This window comes from Streptomyces sp. NPDC092045 (assembly GCF_044756005.1).
GTDB lineage: Bacteria > Actinomycetota > Actinomycetes > Streptomycetales > Streptomycetaceae > Streptomyces.
Map to the genome: position 1 here is coordinate 1,273,567 of NZ_JBIVSC010000001.1, position 18,272 is coordinate 1,291,838.

General features: G+C 75.1%; 18 protein-coding genes and 1 pseudogene. 6 read left to right on the top strand and 13 right to left on the bottom strand.

Annotated features, from left to right (window positions below; translation table 11 throughout):
* Positions 1-27: 27 nt before the first annotated feature.
* From thpR to ACIQKA_RS05550, 6 genes are all read right to left on the bottom strand, one after another.
* Complete coding sequence (thpR, locus tag ACIQKA_RS05525) at positions 28-627, bottom strand: RNA 2',3'-cyclic phosphodiesterase (protein ID WP_383154030.1); 600 nt, start codon at positions 625-627, stop codon at positions 28-30.
* A 112-nt stretch (positions 628-739) separates the two neighbouring features.
* Positions 740-949, bottom strand: coding sequence for a ferredoxin (locus tag ACIQKA_RS05530; RefSeq protein ID WP_402540058.1), 210 nt, complete (start codon positions 947-949; stop codon positions 740-742).
* Positions 950-963: 14 nt separating this feature from the next.
* A complete protein-coding gene (locus tag ACIQKA_RS05535) occupies positions 964-2,157 on the bottom strand; it encodes a cytochrome P450 (RefSeq protein ID WP_383154025.1) in 1,194 nt (397 codons plus the stop codon).
* Between the two features lie 334 nt (positions 2,158-2,491).
* A complete protein-coding gene (locus ACIQKA_RS05540; protein ID WP_402540060.1) occupies positions 2,492-3,928 on the bottom strand; it encodes a choice-of-anchor A family protein in 1,437 nt (478 codons plus the stop codon).
* 52 nt (positions 3,929-3,980) lie between these two features.
* Positions 3,981-4,847 (bottom strand): peptidoglycan-binding protein, encoded by an 867-nt coding sequence (locus ACIQKA_RS05545; RefSeq protein ID WP_402540062.1) that lies wholly within the window; start codon positions 4,845-4,847, stop codon positions 3,981-3,983.
* 275 nt (positions 4,848-5,122) lie between these two features.
* The gene (locus tag ACIQKA_RS05550) at positions 5,123-6,097 is read right to left on the bottom strand and encodes a helix-turn-helix transcriptional regulator (RefSeq protein WP_402540064.1); all 975 of its coding nucleotides are present in this window, start codon (positions 6,095-6,097) and stop codon (positions 5,123-5,125) included.
* Between the two features lie 129 nt (positions 6,098-6,226).
* On the opposite strand from ACIQKA_RS05550, the gene ACIQKA_RS05555 reads away from it, so the two are divergent.
* Positions 6,227-6,622: a RidA family protein gene (locus ACIQKA_RS05555; RefSeq protein WP_390106445.1), complete on the top strand. Its 396-nt coding sequence runs from the start codon at positions 6,227-6,229 to the stop codon at positions 6,620-6,622.
* A gap of 156 nt (positions 6,623-6,778) precedes the next feature.
* The gene (gene ligA / locus ACIQKA_RS05560; protein ID WP_402540066.1) at positions 6,779-8,845 is read left to right on the top strand and encodes an NAD-dependent DNA ligase LigA; all 2,067 of its coding nucleotides are present in this window, start codon (positions 6,779-6,781) and stop codon (positions 8,843-8,845) included.
* A 140-nt stretch (positions 8,846-8,985) separates the two neighbouring features.
* Here ligA and ACIQKA_RS05565 read toward each other — a convergent pair whose 3' ends face one another.
* Positions 8,986-9,822: a YqjF family protein gene (locus tag ACIQKA_RS05565; protein ID WP_402540068.1), complete on the bottom strand. Its 837-nt coding sequence runs from the start codon at positions 9,820-9,822 to the stop codon at positions 8,986-8,988.
* Between the two features lie 118 nt (positions 9,823-9,940).
* Here ACIQKA_RS05565 and tsaD point away from each other — a divergent pair, with 118 nt between their 5' ends.
* Both tsaD and alaS read left to right on the top strand, forming a co-directional pair.
* Complete coding sequence (gene tsaD / locus ACIQKA_RS05570) at positions 9,941-11,011, top strand: tRNA (adenosine(37)-N6)-threonylcarbamoyltransferase complex transferase subunit TsaD (RefSeq protein WP_383434018.1); 1,071 nt, start codon at positions 9,941-9,943, stop codon at positions 11,009-11,011.
* A gap of 52 nt (positions 11,012-11,063) precedes the next feature.
* Positions 11,064-13,709, top strand: coding sequence for an alanine--tRNA ligase (gene alaS, locus ACIQKA_RS05575; protein ID WP_402540069.1), 2,646 nt, complete (start codon positions 11,064-11,066; stop codon positions 13,707-13,709).
* A gap of 55 nt (positions 13,710-13,764) precedes the next feature.
* On the opposite strand, the pseudogene ACIQKA_RS05580 reads toward alaS, so the two are convergent.
* The 6 genes and pseudogenes from ACIQKA_RS05580 to ACIQKA_RS05605 form a co-directional block, all read right to left on the bottom strand.
* Positions 13,765-14,013: pseudogene (locus tag ACIQKA_RS05580) on the bottom strand (enoyl-CoA hydratase-related protein); the annotation flags it as partial.
* Between the two features lie 2 nt (positions 14,014-14,015).
* Positions 14,016-14,306, bottom strand: coding sequence for a hypothetical protein (locus ACIQKA_RS05585; protein WP_391095090.1), 291 nt, complete (start codon positions 14,304-14,306; stop codon positions 14,016-14,018).
* A 250-nt stretch (positions 14,307-14,556) separates the two neighbouring features.
* On the bottom strand, positions 14,557-15,111 hold the full coding sequence (locus ACIQKA_RS05590) for a cupin domain-containing protein (protein ID WP_402540254.1): 555 nt from the start codon (positions 15,109-15,111) through the stop codon (positions 14,557-14,559).
* The gene (locus ACIQKA_RS05595; protein WP_383159489.1) at positions 15,027-16,085 is read right to left on the bottom strand and encodes a mechanosensitive ion channel family protein; all 1,059 of its coding nucleotides are present in this window, start codon (positions 16,083-16,085) and stop codon (positions 15,027-15,029) included. Before ACIQKA_RS05595 ends, ACIQKA_RS05590 begins: the two co-directional genes overlap by 85 nt.
* Before the next feature lie 162 nt (positions 16,086-16,247).
* Positions 16,248-16,658 carry a hypothetical protein gene (locus ACIQKA_RS05600; RefSeq protein ID WP_402540070.1) on the bottom strand — a complete coding sequence of 137 codons (411 nt, stop codon included), beginning with the start codon at positions 16,656-16,658 and terminating at the stop codon, positions 16,248-16,250.
* Positions 16,655-17,293: an MFS transporter gene (locus ACIQKA_RS05605; RefSeq protein ID WP_391095093.1), complete on the bottom strand. Its 639-nt coding sequence runs from the start codon at positions 17,291-17,293 to the stop codon at positions 16,655-16,657. Before ACIQKA_RS05605 ends, ACIQKA_RS05600 begins: the two co-directional genes overlap by 4 nt.
* Before the next feature lie 151 nt (positions 17,294-17,444).
* Here ACIQKA_RS05605 and ACIQKA_RS05610 point away from each other — a divergent pair, with 151 nt between their 5' ends.
* Entirely contained in the window at positions 17,445-17,717 is a 273-nt protein-coding gene (locus ACIQKA_RS05610; RefSeq protein WP_383159491.1) for a hypothetical protein, read from the top strand.
* Positions 17,718-17,858: 141 nt separating this feature from the next.
* Positions 17,859-18,221, top strand: a complete 363-nt coding sequence (locus ACIQKA_RS05615; protein ID WP_383159516.1) for a serine protease inhibitor — start codon at positions 17,859-17,861, stop codon at positions 18,219-18,221.
* Positions 18,222-18,272: the final 51 nt, after the last annotated feature.

Genomic DNA, 18,272 nt, shown 5'->3' on the forward strand with positions numbered 1-18,272 from the left:
GCACGCGCCTCCGGAAGGGGGGCGGGCTCAGGCCCCGCCGAAGGGCCAGGAATCGATGTCGCGGTAGCGGATCGGCCCCGGGCCGCGCCCGAAGTCGCTGGCGACCAGGTGCAGCCGCCCGGCCCGCCACCGGCGCCCGCTGAACCCGGCGAGTCCGGCGGCGGCCTCCAGCACGGAGGACGGATCGTCGCGGCGGGCGCGGGCCAGCGTCAGGTGCGGGCGCAGCGGGCGGCCCTCGAAGGGGATCCCGCACTCCGCGACCACCGCGCGCACCTCGGTCGCGAGCCCGTGCAGCCCCTCCAGGTCGCCGTCGATCCCGCTCCACAGCACCCGGTCGTCGAAGTGCCCGCCGCCGCGCAGCGCCAGTTCGACCGGCCGACGCGCGGCCGCGAGGTCCGCGAGCGGCGGCCGGAGGAGCGGAACGGTCGCGACCGGCAGCTCACCGAGGAACGCCAGCGTGATGTGCCAGTCCTCGATGCGGTTCCACCGCATGCGCGGGTACGCCGCGTAGGCCGGGCCCAGCGCGTCGGCCAGCTCGTCCTTCGCGTCGTCGGGCGGCGCGAGCGCGATGAACACGCGCACGGTCGCGGACCGCGCCCGCTCGTCCCCGCCGGACCCCTCGCCCATCTTCCGCCCCCGCTCGCCCCGGCCGCGCCGTGTACCGGGGCGAGCGTACGCGGTCGGCGCGCCGCGACCGGCCCCGGGGCGCCCCGGGCGGGGCCGGTCGCGGCCCACGGGCTCACGCCCCCGGCACACCGCCGGGGCCGTCGAGGGTGATCGCCTGCACGGGGCAGGCGCGGGCGGCCTCGCGGACCAGCGTCCCGCGCCCGTCCTCCTTGCCCGGCAGGACCGTCCCGAACCCGTCGTCGTCCTGGGTGAAGACGTCCGGCGAGGTCAGGGCGCACTGCCCGGCGCCGATGCAGACGCCCCCGTCGATCGAGACATGCATGCGTGTCGCCCCTCTCACCAGGTCACGGGGAGTTCGAGCATCCCCTGGATCGTGTCGCCGGGCTTGAACGGGATCTCCTCGGCGGGGACGGCGAGCCGCAGCCCCGGCAGTCGGCGCAGGAGCGTCCCGAGTGCGATCTCCAGTTCCGCGCGGGCCAGGTTCTGCCCCAGGCACTGGTGGATGCCGAAGCCGAACGCCACGTGGTGGCGGGCCGAACGCCCCCAGTCGAGGGTGTCCGGATCGCTGTAGGCCGCGGCGTCCCGGTTGATGACGGACGTCGGGAACACCACGCCCTCGCCCGCCCGGATCACCGTCCCGGCGACGTCGACGTCCTCGCGCGCGACCCGCAGCAGCCCGTCCGCGATGGACAGGAACCGCAGCAGCTCCTCCACGGCGGCGGGCACGAGCCCGGGGTCGGCCCGCAGCTCGGCCAGCCGCTCGGGGTGGCGCAGCAGCGTGTACGTACCGAGGGAGATCATGTTCGCCGTGGTCTCGTGTCCCGCGACGAGGAGGATCGTGGCGAGCTGCACCAGCTCCTGCCGGTCGGGCCCGCCGCTCTCGGCCGCCCCGCGCGCCACCAGGTCGTCGAGGACGCCCTCGCCGGGATCCCGCCGCTTCCGGTCGATCAGGTCGCCGAGGTAGCCCTCCAGCCGGGCGAGCGCCTCCTCGGTGTCCGCGCCCGTCGGCCCGCGCAGCAGCCGCCGCGACTGCTCCTCGAAGAAGTCGTGGTCCGCGTACGGCACGCCCAGCAGGTCGCAGATGACGACGGACGGCACCGGCAGCGCGAACGCGCTCACCAGCTCGGCCGGCGGGCCCTGGGCCTCCATCGCGTCGAGCAGCCGGTCCACGGTCTCCTGGATGCGGGGCCGGAGGCGTTCGGCGCGCTTGAGGGTGAAGCTCGGGATCAGCATCCGGCGCTGGACGTTGTGCTCGGGGTCGTCCCAGCCGAGCAGCGCCGCGCGCCGCCGCCTGCGCAGGCTCGCGACCCGCTCGGTCGGCAGCGGGAAGTCGTCCCGGGTGGAGTCGGTCGACAGGCGCTGGTCGGCGAGCAGCGCCCGGGCGGTGCCGTGGCCGGAGACGAGCCACACCACCCGCCCGTCCCAGAGGGTCACCCGCGACAGCGGGCCCTCCTCCTCGGCACGGGGATAGGCGGTGGGCGGGTGGTAGGGGCAGGTGCGGCTCTGGGGGAACGCCACGGGGGGTGTCATGGCGCGCGTCACGGGATGCGTCACGGGGACCTCGCTGAGGAGAGGAGGATCGGCGGCTCCGACGTCGTTTCCTCCTCCACTACATGCCTCAGGCACCTATCCGGTCTACGCGTAGTTCGGCCAATCCACCGGAATGGCCCCGTCCCTTCCGTCTTCCCCGTGTTCCTGCGGGTTCGCCTCGCCCGAAAGGGGGAGCGGACGCCCGATCGGGTCGTGGAAACACCGCCCGATCCGGCGCCGGGAGTGGCCGATAATCCGTCCCGCCGTCCGTTCGCACCCCGGTCCGTCCGCTCCGGAGGGGGAAACGCCTTCTCCGGAGCGGACGGGGACGGGATCAGTGCCGGCCCGTGGCCCGGCGGCGACGGGTGAGCACCAGGATCCCGGCGCCGGCGGCGCCGAGGACGCCGGCGGCCACCGCGTACGGGGTGAACTGCGCCCCCGTGGTCGCGAGCGAGCCGTCGCCGTCGTCGGTCGAGGACGGCGAGGGCGCCGTCGTGCCCGGCACGGGGGGCGCGGAGGCGTCCTCGCTGGGCGGGGCGGAGGGCTCGGAGGTTCCCGGCGCCGTCGTCTCCGGGGTGCCGGGGGTGGTGACGTCGCCGGTCGGAGGCGTGGTGGAGGGCACCGGGGCGGAGGGCTCGGTCCCGGGCGCCGTGGTCGTCGGGGTCGGCGCGGGCGTGGTGCCCGGGCCGCCCGGGGTCGGCTTGCAGGAGAAGGTGGAGGAGCCGTTCCACGGGTAGTTGTGGGTCTCGTTGCCCGAGCCGTGGGTCCGCAGGTCGCCGCCGACGTAGACACGGCCGTTCGTGCTGGCCGTCAGGTCGGCGGACGCCTCGGGCGCGAGGACGGAGCCCATGAAGTTCCCGCCGCCGCCGAGGGTGAGCGACGGGGCCGCGTCGAAGTTGTAGAGGATCCGGGACGCGGCCTCGCCGAAGCGCGCGGAGTCGTACACGTCCACGCGCTCGCCGTTGAACGCGGCGGACAGCGGGGAGATGCCGACCGCCCGGCCGCCCGTCACGTTCACCACGACCGACGCCCCCTCGGGGATCGACCGGAAGTCGAAGGACGAGGCGCCGTCCAGCTTCTCGGCGGAGATCTCGAACACCTGCGGAGCGCCGGAACCGCCGCCCGTGAAGGTGACCGTGCCGCCCGAGCGCACGCTCGTGCCCGTGGGCTTCAGCGCGGCCAGGGACGCCGACTCGCCCCGTACGGCGTCGCCGAAGGCGTCGTACGGAGTGAGGGCGCCCCGCTTGCCCAGCCCCGAGGCGCGGCTGCCGCCGTTCGTCTCCAGCTCGCCCTGCTCGTCGATCTTCCCGCCGACGCGGACCGCGCCGCCGTAGCGGGGGCCGGCCGTGAGGCCGTGGCCGACGTCGACCCGGGTGCCCGCGGCGACCGTCAGGTTCCCGCCCACGGAGAGCATGACCGCTCCGGAGTCGGGCAGGATGCCGGAACCCGCGCCGACGCGGCCCACGTTGAAGGTGCCGCCGGAGCCCTTGGCGAAGGTGGCGTTCCCGCCGATGACGAGCAGGCCCTCGGCCTCGGCGGTCGCGCCGTCGGCGGTGTAGTCGCCACCGGCGTAGAGCGCCACGTTGGCGTCGAGGAACCGCGGCTCGTGACCGATCCGGGGCTCCTCGCCGGGAGTCGGGCACGTCCGGGCGGTCCCCGTGGCGGGGGCGGAGGGCACGGCCGAGGCGTTGCCCGCGGTGGTCAGGCCGAGGACGAGCGCGACGGCCACGGCGCTGCTCAGCCGCGTGCGTGCTCTTCCGATGTCGCTCATGTGCGTGAACCTTTCTGGGTTTTCCGGTGAGGGGGTGGGGACGGAGGCTGTTTCAGTCGGTCTCGGCCCGCAGCACGGCCCGGGTGAGCGGGCCGTAGGTCCCGTCCTCCTGCGGGATGTGGCGCGCCACCTGGTAGCGGCGCAGGGCCGCCTCCACGGACTCTCCGAAGACCCCGTCGGCCGGGCCGGCGTACAGCCGGAGCCGCCGGAGCCGCCGTTGGAGGTCGGCGACGTCGGGACCGCTGCTTCCCCGCCCGACCTCGTCCCGCCCGCCCCCGTCCCGGCCGGGACGCGAGGGGCGGTGCGACGAGGAGGGCGTGGGCGCCGGGACGGTCACGGCGGAGGCGGTGACCGCGAGGGTGGGGGAGGACGCGGGGGCGGTGGCGCTGGCGGTGGCACCGGGGGTGGGGGCCTTGGAAGCGGAAGGACGGGCCGGGGCGGGCGGAGTCGTCCGCGCGGTGCTCGCGGCGGGGGACGGGGGCGCGTCGGAGGAGGTGTCGGGGGCGGGGGCCGGGACGCGCGTCGCGAGGACGGGGAGCGAGAGGGACGGGCTCGACACCGGTACGGAGCCGGGCTCGGCCGAGACCCACACCGCCACCGCGGCGCCGATCCCCGCGGAGAGCGCGCCGGCGAGCATCAGGGGAAGCGGCATGGACCGCCAGGCCGGAGCCGACGCGCGGGCGCGCCGGGACCGCCGGGACCGCCGTGACGCGCGGGCGGGTGCGGCCGCGTCCCGGGCGGGGACCGTCGGCAACCGCACGGTCGAGTCGAAGAGTTCGATGTCCTGCCCCCGGGCCCCCGTGCCGTCCCGGTCCGGCTGCGCGACCTTCCCGAAGACCCGGTCGCCCCGGTGTTCCGCACCCGCAGGCTCGCGGGTGCCGGACGTGACGGCCGTGTTCGGGGCAGCCCTGTTGCGCATCGAAGTGCTCCAGATGAGGTGAAGCCGAGGGAGGGTGTGGTGAAGTCGTGGAGATATTGATCGCTGTTCAAAGCAAGCGTCAACTGATCTCAAAACGGCTCAGAATGGGCTTTCTGAGACCTTGTTTCTTAAAGGACTTTTAACGCGTGACGCAGGTCACAGGGGAAAGTGGTGCCGACGGCCTTCCGGGCGCCGTCGGCCGCCCTTCCGGAGGGCGCCACGGGCCCTTTCGCACGGCGTTCCGAACGGCGGTGCGGGCCGTCCCGGCGCTCGCCTCAGGACGGGTCCCCGTAGCGGGCGACCAGTGCGGCGGCGCGGTCGCGCAGGGAGGCGCGCAGCGACGCCGGAGTCAGGGCCTCCGCGTCCGTGCCGAGCCGCCACAGCGCCCACGCGGCGTGCCGGAAGTCCTGGAAGGCGACCTCCAGCCGCAACCACCCGCCCTCGTCCGGCCCTTCCGCGCGGACGGCGAGCACGGTGTCGAGCAGTTCCTCCCGCCGTGCCGGGTCCACCCGCACCAGAGAGGTGAGGTGGTCGCCGCCGGAGAGGAACCGCGCGGAGCGCTCCCGCCAGATCCGGTCCAGGTCGACCCGGGCGGGCCGCCGCGCCGCCTCGGGCAGCTCCTCGGCCGTCAGCACCCTCGACAGGCGGTAGGTGCGGTCCTCACCCGCTCGCGTGGCCAGCAGGTAGGCCCGGTCGCGCACGGTGACCAGGCCGATCGGGTCCACCGTGCGCCACCGCGGCTCCTGGTCCGCGGCCGCGTAGTGGATGCGCAGCCTGTGCCCGGCGAGCACGGCGCGCCGGACCGCGCCCATCGTGGTGCCGGGCACCTCCTCGGTGACCGGCCGGCGGGAGAGCAGGTCGGTCTCCGGGTCGACGAGGAAGCGCCGGGCCGCGTCGTCCGCCGTGGCCCGGTGGCCCTCGGGCAGCGCGTCGACCACCTTCCGCAGGGCCGAGGCGAGCGCCTGCCCGAGCCCGAACACCTGCTCGCCGCGGCCCGATCCGGCCGCGAGCAGGGCGAGGGTCTCCTCGTGGTTCAGGCCGGTCAGCTCGGTCCGGAAGCCGGGCAGCAGCGCGAAACCGCCGTGCCGGCCGCGCTCGGCGTAGACCGGGACGCCGGCCGCGGACAACGCCTCGATGTCGCGGAGCACGGTGCGGGTGGACACCTCCAGCTCCCGGGCCAGCGCGTCCGCGGTCAGCCGACCGTGCCGGCGCAGCAGGAGCACCAGGGAGACCAGCCGATCCGCGCGCATCCGGGAACCGTACCGAATACGTGACGGAAGGTGTCACGTATTGCCGGAAGGCTCGTCACCACGACGCGAAGGCCGGCGCCCACCGGGCCGCCGGCGCGTGCCCTCCTACGGGAAAGAGCTGATGTGGCGATGGAACGAACGGCGGTCAACCCGGTGACCTGGTCGCAGGCGATCGGCTTCAACCAGGGCGAGGTCGTCTCCGGACACTCACGGACCCTGTACGTCTCGGGGCAGACCGCGACGAACGCCGAAGGGAGGCCCGAGCACGAGGGCGACATGGCTGCGCAGTTGGCGCTGAGCGCCGACAATCTGGAGGCCGTCCTCGCCGGGGCCGGCATGACCCTCGCGAACCTCGTCCGCCTCAACGTCTACACCACCGACGTCGACCTGCTCCTCCCGCACTACGGCGTGCTCGCGGCCCGGTTGGGCGCCGCCGGGGTGGCGCCGACCACCACGATGCTCGGGGTGACGCGGCTGGCGATCCCCGGCCAGCTGGTCGAGTTGGAGGGGACCGCCGTGGCGTGAGGCGCCCCCGTCGCGCTTCCCGACGGGTCCCGCCCCGCGAGGGGAGACCCGCGCGGCGGCACCGAACGGATGCGGCGGACAGGCGACAACGCCCCGCGACAACGCCCCGGAACGACGTCCCGGGGCGTTGTCAGACCCATGGGCAAGGATGTTCCCATGACGAACATCTCCGCCGTCGAGGCGTCTTTCGGCATGTCCGGCCGCGCCGCGTACGAAGCCGCCGTCCAGCGCCTGCGCGAGGCGTCCCGCACCTATTACGGGGCGGGCTACAGCCTCATGGACGACGCCGCGTACGACCGGCTGCGCCTGGCGGTGCTGGACTGGGAGGCGGAGCACCCCGACGAGACCGCCCCGGACTCGCCCACGGACCAGGTCGCCGACGGCGCCGCCCCCGCGGGCGACGTCGCCCACACCTCGCGCCTCCTCAGCCTCGACAACGTCTTCGCCCCCGAACAGCTCGTCGCCTGGGGCGCGTCGCTCCGGCGTCGCCTGGGGCACGAGCCGGCGGGCGGGTTCACCGTCGAGCCGAAGATGGACGGCGCGGCCGTCGCCGCCCGCTACCGCGACGGCCGGCTCGTGCAGATCATCACGCGCGGCGACGGCACCCACGGCGAGGACGTCAGCCACGTCATCGGCACCGTCGTGGGCCTCCCCGAGCAGCTTCCCGTCCCCGCCACCTTCGAGGCCCGGGGCGAAGTCCTCTTCACCCAGGAGCAGTTCGAGGCGGCGAACGAGACGCGGGCCGCGCACGGCGGCGGCGTCTTCGCCAACCCGCGCAACGGCGCGGCCGGCACGCTGCGGGCGAAGGACCGCCCGTACCGGCTCGCCATGACCTTCTGGGCGTACGGCGCCGTCGAACTGGACGGCGTGCCCTTCCTGCCCGCGGGCGCCGGCCACGCCGAGACCCTCGCCGCCGTCGCGCGGGCGGGCGTGCGGACCACGGCGGACACCCCGGCCGGGCTGCACACGGTCGCCACGCTCGCCGAGGCGCAGGAGAAGGTCGACGCGATCGCCGCGCTGCGCGCGAGCCTGCCGTTCGGCATCGACGGCGTCGTCGTCAAGGCCGACAGCGCCACCGAGCGGGCCACGGCCGGCTTCGGCACCCGCTTCCCCTACTGGGCCGTCGCCTACAAGCTGCCCGCCGTCGAACGGCAGACCGTCCTCCAGGACGTGTTCTGGGAGGTCGGCCGCACGGGTGTGCTCGCCCCCACCGCGGTGCTCGCCCCGGTGGAGCTCGACGGCTCCACCGTCACCCGCGCCACCCTCCACAACCCGGCCGACATCCTCCGGCGCGACCTCCACATCGGCGACACCGTGACGGTCCACAAGGCGGGCGACATCATTCCGCGCGTCCAGGCGGCCGTCGTCGAGCTCCGCCCGCAGGACGCCGTCCCCGTCCCGCTGCCCCCCGCATGCCCCCACTGCGGCGGCGGGATCGACAAGAGCCAGGAGCGGTGGCGCTGTGCGAAGGGCACCGCCTGCGCGCTCGCCCCGCTCATCGAGTACGCCGCCGGCCGCGACATCCTCGACATCGACGGCCTCGGCAGGAAGTACGTCGACGCGCTGATCGCCTCCGGCGACGTCGGCGACGTCGCCGACCTGTTCACGCTCACGGAGGAGCAGCTCACCACCGCCTCAGGCAGCGCCAAGCGCGGCGCCAGGCTGGCCGAGCAGATCCGCCTCGCCAAGGCCCGCCCGCTGAGCCGTGTCTTCTGCGCCCTCGGCATCCCCGGCACCGGCCGCAGCATGTCCCGGCGCATCGCCGCCCACTTCGGCACGATGGAGGCCATCCGCGCGGCCGACGCGGACACCCTCCAGGACGTCGAGGGCATCGGCCCGGAGAAGGCCCCGGTCGTCGTCGAGCAGGTCGCCGCGCTCGCCCCCGTCATCGACAAGCTGATCGCGGCCGGCGTCGGCATGACCGAGCCGCGGCCGGAGCGCGCGGAGGACGTTGCCGAGGGGCCGCTGAGCGGGAGGACCGTCGTCGTGACCGGGAGGATGACCGGCCCCCTCGACGGCTGGGGACGCTCCGAGATGGGCGCCCTCATCGAGAAGGCCGGCGGCCGGATGGGCAGCGGCGTCAACTCCCGCACCGCCTTCCTGGTCGCCGCCCCGACGGCCGGCGGCAAGCCGAGCTCCAAGGCGGTCAAGGCGCGGGAGGCGGGCGTCGAGGTCCTCACCCCGGAGGACTTCGCGACCCTGGTGGCCGACTACCTGGACTGAGCCCCGGACGGGCCCTTCCCCGTGCGGCCGGCCCGGGGCCCGCATCTTCGGCGTGCTGGGGGGACACGGGATCGGCAAGCTCCCCGTCGGGCTCGCGCCCGCCGCCGTCCGCAAGGCCGCCGACGCCTTCGGCGCCCGGATCAGGGCAGCGGCCGGGGCGGAGTTCCCTCCGCGCCGACGGCCCGGCCCCCGCCCGTCCGGGGACGCGGCACGGAGGCCCCGGCCGGGAGCCGGGGCGGAGCGCCGAACCGTACGGGGACGCCCGGCGAGTAGAGCACGCTGACGGGTTCCCCGAGCGGCCGGCGGAGACCGGCGGCCGCGAGCAGCGTCTCGTCGCAGCGGAGCAGCCGGGCCCGGTGCAGCGGCCAGCGGGGATGGGTGTTGGGCAGATAGAGCGGGCGCCCGCGGAACGAGCTGTGCATGCCCCAGCGGGCGGTCAGGAAGTGTTCGAGCGCGGTGGGCTCCCCGACCGGCTCCCCGACCTCCACGGCGATCGAACTGCGCGCCCCGCGCGGCCCGGGCCACCGCCGGCTGCTCTCGTACGCGACGGTCGAACCGTCGTACCGGACGGACATCCGCGACCACGCGTACGGGATCCGGAAGGCCCACCGTCCCATGGCCACGGGGACCAGCCGGGACGCGTCGAGGGACCGGAAGACGACGCCCCGGCGCCCGTGGGCGTCCACCGAGTACAGCCGCACGTTGGTCTCCGGGAAGGTCCCGAGATAGGGCAGCCCCGGCAGCCGGAACCACCCGACGCGGTGCATCCGGAAGGCGACGAGCCCCATGTACGTGACCCCGTCGAGGGTGTCGGGCACGGTCCCGGCCGGCAGCAGCGGCGCCACCTCCGCGGGCTCCACCGGCCAGTGCAGGAACGCCAGGTCCAGCCACGACTGGGTGAGCAGGGTCCGGTGCGCGCGAGCCGGAGGCTCGGCCGACACGGGCTCGGGCTCCGGGGCGGGCGGCGTCTGCGACATAGCAGCAGTATCCCGGACGCCGCCGGGTTCCGGGCCTTCGGAAACCCCGGCCCGCGCGCCCCGGCCTCCTTGTTGCACATATATTGCAATTGCGGGGAGAGTGCAGAAGGAGTGAGCGGTGGGCGGACCAGTAGTCCTCGGGATCGAGTCCTCGTGCGACGAGACCGGAGCGGGGATCGTGCGGGACGGGAAGCTGCTCGCGCACGTCGTCGCGACCAGCATGGACGAGCACGCGCGGTTCGGCGGGGTCGTGCCCGAGATCGCCGCCCGGGCGCACCTGCACTCCTTCAACCCCGTCGTGCGGGAGGCCCTCGACCGGGCCGGGCTGCGGCTGAGCCGGATCGACGCGGTCGCCGTCACCACCGGACCCGGCCTCTCCGGCGCCCTCCAGGTCGGCCTGGCCGGCGCGAAGGCGCTGGCCTACGGCGCCGGGGTGCCGCTGTACGGCGTGCACCACCTCGCCGGGCACGTCGCCGCCGACACCCTGGAGCACGGCCCGCTGCCCAGCCCCTGCGTCGTCCTGGTCGTCTCCGGCGGCCACACCTCCCTCCTCCTGGTCCGGGACCTGGTCCGCGAGCCGATCCTGCACCTGGGCGACACCCTGGACGACGCGGCGGGGGAGTGCTTCGACAAGGTGGCCCGCATCCTCGGGCTGCCCTACCCGGGCGGGCCCGCCATCGACCGGGCCGCCCGGGACGGCGACCCGCGCGCGGTGGAATTCCCCCGGCCGCTGACCCGCGGCGGGGACGACCCGTACGCCTTCTCCTTCTCCGGCCTCAAGACCGCCGCCGCCCGCTGGGTCGAGAAGCACCGCCTCCAGGGCCTCGACGTCCCCGTCGCCGACGGTGCCGCCGCGCTCCAGGAGGCCGTCGCCGACGTCCTCAGCCGCAAGGCCCTCGCCGCCTGCGCGGCCTACGACGTCAGGACGCTGATCGTGGTCGGCGGCGTCGCCGCGAACTCCCGCGTCCGCGCCCTCACCGAGCGGCGCTGCGCCGCCGCCGGGGTAGAGCTGCGCGTCCCGCCGATGACCCTGTGCACCGACAACGGCGCCATGATCGCCGCCGTCGGCGACCTCCTCGTGCGCTCGGGAGCGGAGCCCGCGCCGCTGGACGTGTCCATCGACCCCTCCGCACCCCTGGAGTACGCCTCCCTGACCCCGCTCCCCACCCCCTCCGCCCGGGCCGCCTGACCACCGCCCCCCGCCGGAACCCGACCGTCCCCCACCGGAAGCAGTGAGAACCTTGCGTACCGCCGACATCCGCCAGCGCTTCCTCGACTACTTCGCCGCCCGGGGACACGCCGTCGTGCCCAGCGCGCCGCTGCCCACCCCCGATCCCACCCTGCTGTTCGTCAACGCCGGGATGGTCCCCTTCAAGCCGTACTTCACCGGCGAGGCGGCCCCCCTGTGGCAGCGGGCCACGAGCGTGCAGAAGTGCGTGCGGACCCTGGACATCGAGGAGGTCGGGAAGACCACCCGGCACGGCTCCTTCTTCCAGATGAACGGCAACTTCTCCTTCGGGGACTACTTCAAGGAGGAGGCCATCGCCTTCGCCTGGGACCTGTCCACCAAGCCGTGGGCCGAGGGCGGCTACGGGCTCGACCCGGAGAGGATCTGGGTGACCGTCCACCACTCCGACACCGACGCCCGCGGCATCTGGCGCGAGGCCGCCGGCCTGCCCGACGAGCGGATCGTGGCGCGCGGCGACGAGGACAACTTCTGGTCCATGGGCGTCCCCGGCCCCTGCGGCCCCTGCTCCGAGCTGTACTACGACCGGGGCCCGGCCCTCGGCCGCGAGGGCGGCCCCGCCGTCGACGAGGACCGGTACACGGAGTTCTGGAACCTCGTCTTCATGCAGTACGAGCGCGGCGAGGGGCCCGGCAAGAGCGGCTACCCGATCCTCGGCGAACTGCCCCGCCGCAACATCGACACCGGCATGGGCCTGGAGCGGATGGCCACCCTGCTCCAGGGCGTCGGCAACCTCTACGAGATCGACGAGACCCGCCCGGTCCTCGACCGGGCCGCCGCACTCGCCGGCGTCCGCTACGGCGACGACGAGCGGGCCGACGTACGGCTCCGCGTGGTCGCCGACCACGTCCGCACCGCGCTCATGCTCCTCGCCGACGGCACCGCCCCCGGCAACGAGGGCCGCGGCTACGTCCTGCGCCGCATCCTGCGCCGCTCGGTCCGCTCCATGCGCCAGCTCGGCTTCCAGGACCCCGCCCTGCCCGAACTGCTGCCCGTCGCCCGCGACTGCATGGCCCCCGGCTATCCCGAGGTCGTCGAGTCCTTCGCCCGGATCTCCGACTGGGCGTACGGCGAGGAGGACGCCTTCCGCGCCACCCTCAAGCAGGGCACCACCGTCCTGGACGCCGCCGTCGCCGAGGTGCGGAAGGCGGGCGGCCGCTCCCTGCCCGGCGCGCGGGCCTTCCTCCTCCACGACACCTACGGCTTCCCCGTCGACCTCACCCTGGAGATGGCCGCCGAACAGGGCGTCGAGGTCGACCGCGAGGGCTTCACCGCCCTCATGAACGAGCAGCGCGAGCGGGCCCGCGCCGACGCCCGCGCCCGCAAGTCCGGCGGCACGGCGGACACCGCCGCCCTCCGCACCGTCCTGGACGCGCACGGCCCCACCGACTGGCGGGCGTGGGACGTCCTCACCACTGAGTCCCGCGTCCTCGCCCTCCTCGGCGCCGGGGGCCCCGTCCCCGTGGCCCGCACCGGCGACGTCGTCACCGCCGTCCTCGACCGCACCCCCTTCTACGCCGAGTCCGGCGGCCAGGACAGCGACGCGGGCCTGCTCTCCGGGGCCTCCGCCGAGGCCGAGGTCGTCGACGTCCAGCGGCCCCTGCCCGGTCTCGTCGTCCACCGGATCAGGATCACGGCGGGCGAACTGGCCGTCGACGACACCGTGCACGCCGCCGTCGACCCCGAGTGGCGCCTCGGCGCCCGCCAGGCCCACTCCGGCACCCACGTCCTGCACGCCGCCCTGCGCGAGGTCCTCGGCCCCACCGCCCTCCAGTCCGGCTCCTCCAACCGGCCCGGCCACCTCCGCCTCGACTTCCCCTGGCGCGCCGCCCTCTCCCCGGCCGTCCGGAGCGAGATCGAGGAGGTCGCCAACCGGGCCCTGCGGCGGGACCTCCCGGTCGGCGTCCGCTGGATGACGCTGCCGGAGGCCAAGGAGCAGGGTGCCCTCGCCCTCTTCGACGAGACGTACGGCGAGAAGGTCCGGGTCGTCGAGATCGGCGGCCCCTGGTCGCGCGAACTGTGCGGCGGCACCCACGTCGACCACGCCTCCCAGATCGGCACGATCGCCCTCACCGCCGAGTCCTCCGTCGGCGCCGGCATGCGCCGTCTGGAGGCGGCCGTCGGCATCGAGGGCTTCGGGTACCTGGCCCGCGAGCGCGACCTCGTGGGCCGGATAGCCGAACAGCTGAACGCGCCCCGCGCCGAACTGCCCGAGAGGATCGCCGGTCTCCTCGACCGGCTGAAGGCCGCCGACCGCGAGAACGCCCGCCTCAAGGCCGGGGCCACGGCGTCCCGCGCCGCCGAACTCGCCGCAGGAGCCGTCGAGGCGGGAGGCACCCTGGTCGTCACCGCGACCGTCGACGGCGCCCCCGGCGAGGCCCGGGCGCTCGCCCTCGCGGTCCGCGACCGCCTCCCGCAGGGCCGTCCCGGCGTGGTGGCCGTCGCCACCTCCTCGGGCGGACTCGTCCTGACCGTCAACGCCCCGGCTCGCGAAGCCGGCCGGAACGCCTCCGCGACCGTCAAGGGACTCCTCGGCGGCCGGGGAGGCGGCTCGCCGGAGATCGCCCAGGGCGGAGGCGTCCCCGCCGGGGACCTGGCCGCGGTCCTGGCGGACCTCCCCCGGGTCGTGGCCGGCGGCTGAAACGGCAGGAGGGGGCGGGCGACGGGACGTCGCCCGCCCCCTCGGGCCCACCGCATCAGCCGTGGACGAACCCCGGAGGGCGCTTCTCCACGAACGCGGACATGCCCTCCTTCTGGTCCTCCGTCGCGAACACCGCGTGGAACAGGCGCCGTTCGAAGCGCACGCCCTCGGCGAGCGTGGTCTCGAAGGCGCGGTTCACGGACTCCTTCGCCATCATCGCGACCGGCTCGGACATCGCCGCCACCGTGCCGGCGACCCTCCACGCCTCGGCGAGGAGCTCGTCCGCCGGTACGATCCGTCCGGCCTTCACCGGCCGGGCAGCTCCCGGGAGGCCTCGGCCGCGTTCCGGCGCCGCCGGGCCCGGATCTCGCGCACGGACAGGAGGACGGCCGCCGCGTTGAGCGGGAAGGCGACCGCGTCGGCGATCTCGCGGACGTCGACGGCGCGCAGGAGGCTCGCGGTCAGCGCGACCAGGAAGAGGCACAGGGGGAGGAACCGCCGCCACGGCGGAAGCTCCCGCATCCGCGCGACGGTCACGGTGCACAGGACGAGGGAGCCGAACACGGCGACAGCCGAGAGGGCGAGGAGGACGGGCATCGTGGCTTCTCCGGAAGGAACGGACGGGAAGGGGAGGGCGGGAGGGGACGACCGCCGCGGTGCGAGGCCCGGTCCCCGCGGACCGAACGCGTGTCGCCCCCGCCCTGCCCCCTCGAACGGCCTGAACTGCGACGACGCTCTCGACCGAGGACAGCTTGACCCGGCGGGCCGTGCGCGTCATGGGTGCCGGCACCCATCTTCGGGATCCGCGCGGCTCCGGGACGTCCGACGGGGTGCCCCCGCCGGTCCGTCAGGGCGTGGAAGCCGGGCCCGGAGGCAGGTGGACCGTCATGATCAGGTGGCAGGTGCCGGCGCCGCGGTGGGCGTGGGGGGTGTCGCCGTCGAAGGCGGCGGTCTGGCCGGTGCCGACGGGGTGCTCGACGCCGTCGACGACCAGGGTCGTCCGGCCCGAGGTGACGCTGACGGTCTCGACCACCCCGGCCTGGTGGGGGTGGCTGGGGTACTGCTCGCCCGGTTCCAGCCTCCAGCGCCAGACCTCGACCGGCGCCGGGCCCGAGGCCGTCAGCACGAGGCGGGCCTCGCCGCCCTCCTCGCCGCTCCACAGCGGCGCGACGCCGTCGGCGTCCACCACGCGGACGCGGCCCTCCGCCGGGCCCTCCAGCAGGGCGGACACCGAGACCCCGAGGGGACCGCCGTCCACCACCCCGCTCCGGACCACCCGCGCGTCGCCGTCTGAACCGCCGCCGGACGCACCGGGACTCAGGCCGCCTTCCCGCCCGGTTCGCCGGGCGCGGAAGCGGTGACGACCTTCGGCAGGGAGCCCGGGTGCTCCCGCGCGAGCCAGCGCACGAGCTCCTCCCGTACGGCGCAGCGGGTCGTCCACAGGTCGTCGGCGTCCTTGGCGGTCACGATCGCGCGGACCGTGATGGAGGTCGGCGAGGTGTCGGTGACGGCGAGGTCCCAGCCCCGCCCGTCCCAGGTCGGGCAGGCGGCGAGGAACTCGCGCAGGTGCGCCCGCATCAGCGCGACGGGCGTGGAGTGGTCGCAGTGGACGAAGACCGACCCCGTCATCTGCGCCCCGCCCCGCGACCAGTTCTCGAACGGCCGCGAGGTGAAGTACGAGACGGGCAGCGTCACCCGGCGCTCGTCCCAGGTCCTGACCGTGAGGAAGGTCAGCGTCACCTCCTCCACCGTGCCCCACTCGCCGTCGACGACGACCGTGTCCCCGATGCGGACCATGTCGCCGAAGGCGATCTGGAAGCCGGCGAAGAGGTTGCCGAGCGTCGACTGCGCCGCCACGCCCGCCACGATGCCGATGATGCCGGCCGAGGCGAGCAGGGACGTGCCGAGCGTGCGGAAGGAGGGGAAGGTGACGAGCGCGGCGGCGGCTGCGAGCACCCCGACGGCGACCGACACCACCCGCATGATCAGCGTGACCTGGGTGCGGACCCGGCGCAGCCGCGCGGCGTCCCGCGCACGCACGGCGTAGCGCGCGTACGAGGACTCGACGACGGCCGAGGCCGCCCGGACCGTCAGCCAGGCGCCGCCGCTTATCAGGCACAGCAGCAGCACGTGGCCCACCAGTTGCCCGTGTTCCTCCAGCACGGCGAAGGTCGACGCCGGGTAGGTCCAGCGGAGCAGGGCGGTCAGCAGGACGACGAACAGGGGCGTACGGCAGCGGCGCAGCAGCCCCCACAGGGGTGTCTCGTGATGACGCGCGTCCGCGTGACGCGCCAGCATGTCCGCCGCGCGGACCACGACGAACGCCACGAGGGCCGAGCCGCCGACGGACGCCGCCAGCCGAAGAACGCTCTCCATGTGCTCCCCAGTCGATGAGTCGGGCAGGTTCGTCGACTACGCCTGACCGTCGACCGGGACCCCAAACATCCCGCCGGACCGTGCCGGACGTGCCGGGACCGACCCGCCGGACCGCGTCCGACGTGCCCGGATCACCCCGCCGGGGCCGTTTCCGGCGCCCCGTCACCACACGAGGGTGACGAGGGACACGGCCGGCACGATCCCGGCGACGACCCGGAAGCCGTAGGACATCGCGGCGGAGAAGACCTCCGGGCCGTGCGAGGAGAGGGACGTCCCCATGACGGCGACGCCCAGCGCGCCGCCGGTCTCGCGGGTCGCGCCGTTCAGGCCCGGCCCCAGCCCCGCCCGGTCCTGCGGCAGGGAGGTCGTGACGGCGACCGGGAGGACGGGCACGCACGGGCCCATGCCCAGGGAGAGGACCAGGAGGAAGAGGACGTAGAGGGGGTACGGGGTGGAGGCGGTGGCGAAGGACATCAGGACGAGCCCGCCGACGATGCCGGCCGGCCCGGCGGCGACGACGCCGTCGCCGAAGCGGGCGGCCAGGCGGACGCCGTACCGCGAGGCGACCATCATGCCGACCGCGAGGGGACGATCGCGCGGCCCGCGACCAGCGGCGAGTACCCCTTGGCGTACCGGAGGTACTGGGCGTTGACGTAGAAGAGGGAAAACAGGCCGAAGAACGCGGCCCCGACGCCGAGGGAACCGGCCCGCGGCCTGCGGACGCGGAAGACGCGCGGATCGAGCAGCGGACGGTCCGAGCGCAGCGAGCGCACCGCGAACAGCGCGAGCAGGGCGGCCGACACGAGCAGCCCGCCGGCCACCGGCACGGAGACCCAGCCGGACGAGGGCCCCTCCACGATCCCGTACGGCAGGGCCCCCGCGCCCGCGACGAGCAGGACCGAGCCGACCGGGTCCGGGGTCGCGGGACGCCGCTCGCCGCGCGGTGCGAGACGGGCCGCGAGGAGGCCGAGCACGGCGGCGAGCGGTGCGACCGACAGGAACAGGCCCTGCCACGGCAGGTGCTGGAGGGCCGGGCCCCCGCCGACGTTCCCGACGACACCGGCGATGCCGGTCGCGGCCGTCCAGAGCGCGACCGCCCGCGGCCGCCCGGCCGGTTCGGTCACCTCCAGCATCGGCGACAGGGCGGCCGGCATGACGAGCGCCGCCCCGGCGCCGGTGACCACCCGGCCCGCGATCGGGACGGCCACGCCCACGCCTGGCTGCGCGGCCTGGTGGGCGAGGTGGTCAGGAGCGAGTCGGGCGACGGACCGACTGAACGGGCTTCGTGAAAACGGCAGTTGGCCCCGAGTTGACCCGCCGTCCACTCAAGACGTTCGATCGGGGCGTACCTTTCGGCGTGTGGACGTACCCGACGTGTTCCGCTGGGTCTTCGCAGGCCTCGCGACCCTGCAACTCATCACCCTGATCCCCGTCCTCCGCCGGCTGCGGAATCCCGAGCCGGGAGTGCGCACCGAGGCGCGGCTGAGCCTCCTCGACGCGCTCAGCAGCACGGTGGCCTTCGCGGGCATCGCCTTCGGCAACGGCACCCTCCTGCTGTGCGGCGTGGCCTGCCTGGGCGCGGTCTACGCGGCCAGGGGAATCCGCTGGTACCGGACCCGGGAACAGGTCTGACCCCGGCGCACGCCTTCCTCCCTCCCCGGGGGCCCGCGCGAGCGCGCCGGCGCCTTCCCGCCGGATGGGCCGTACAGGCGACCGGAAGCCCGTCCGCGGTGACCGCCGGAGCGGAGAATCGTTCTGTCGGACGTGAAGAAGATGCTCCTGGCGGCCCTCGCCGCCGCCTCCGCCACCGCCCTGATCGCTCCGGCCGCCGCCACCGCGGCCCCGGAGACCGCCGACGCCACCGCCACCACCACCGCCGCGGCCCCCGCCGTCCTCGACGCGGCCGCCCTGCCCGGCGCCCGCGCCACGGACCACGCCGGGGAGCGGACCAGCTGGCCCGAGACCCTCGGGCTGCCGAAGGCCTGGGCCGAACGGGTGATCCTGCGCGACCGGCCCGACCTGGAGATCGTGCACGTCCCCGAGGGCGCGATGGTCACCATGGACTACAACGAGAGGCGCGTACGGATCGTCCACAACGCCTTCGGCCTCGTCACCCAGGTACCCGCCGTCGGATAGGACCCGCCCGGCGGATCGCGGCCGGGCCCGGTACCGCGGGCCCGTGCCGGC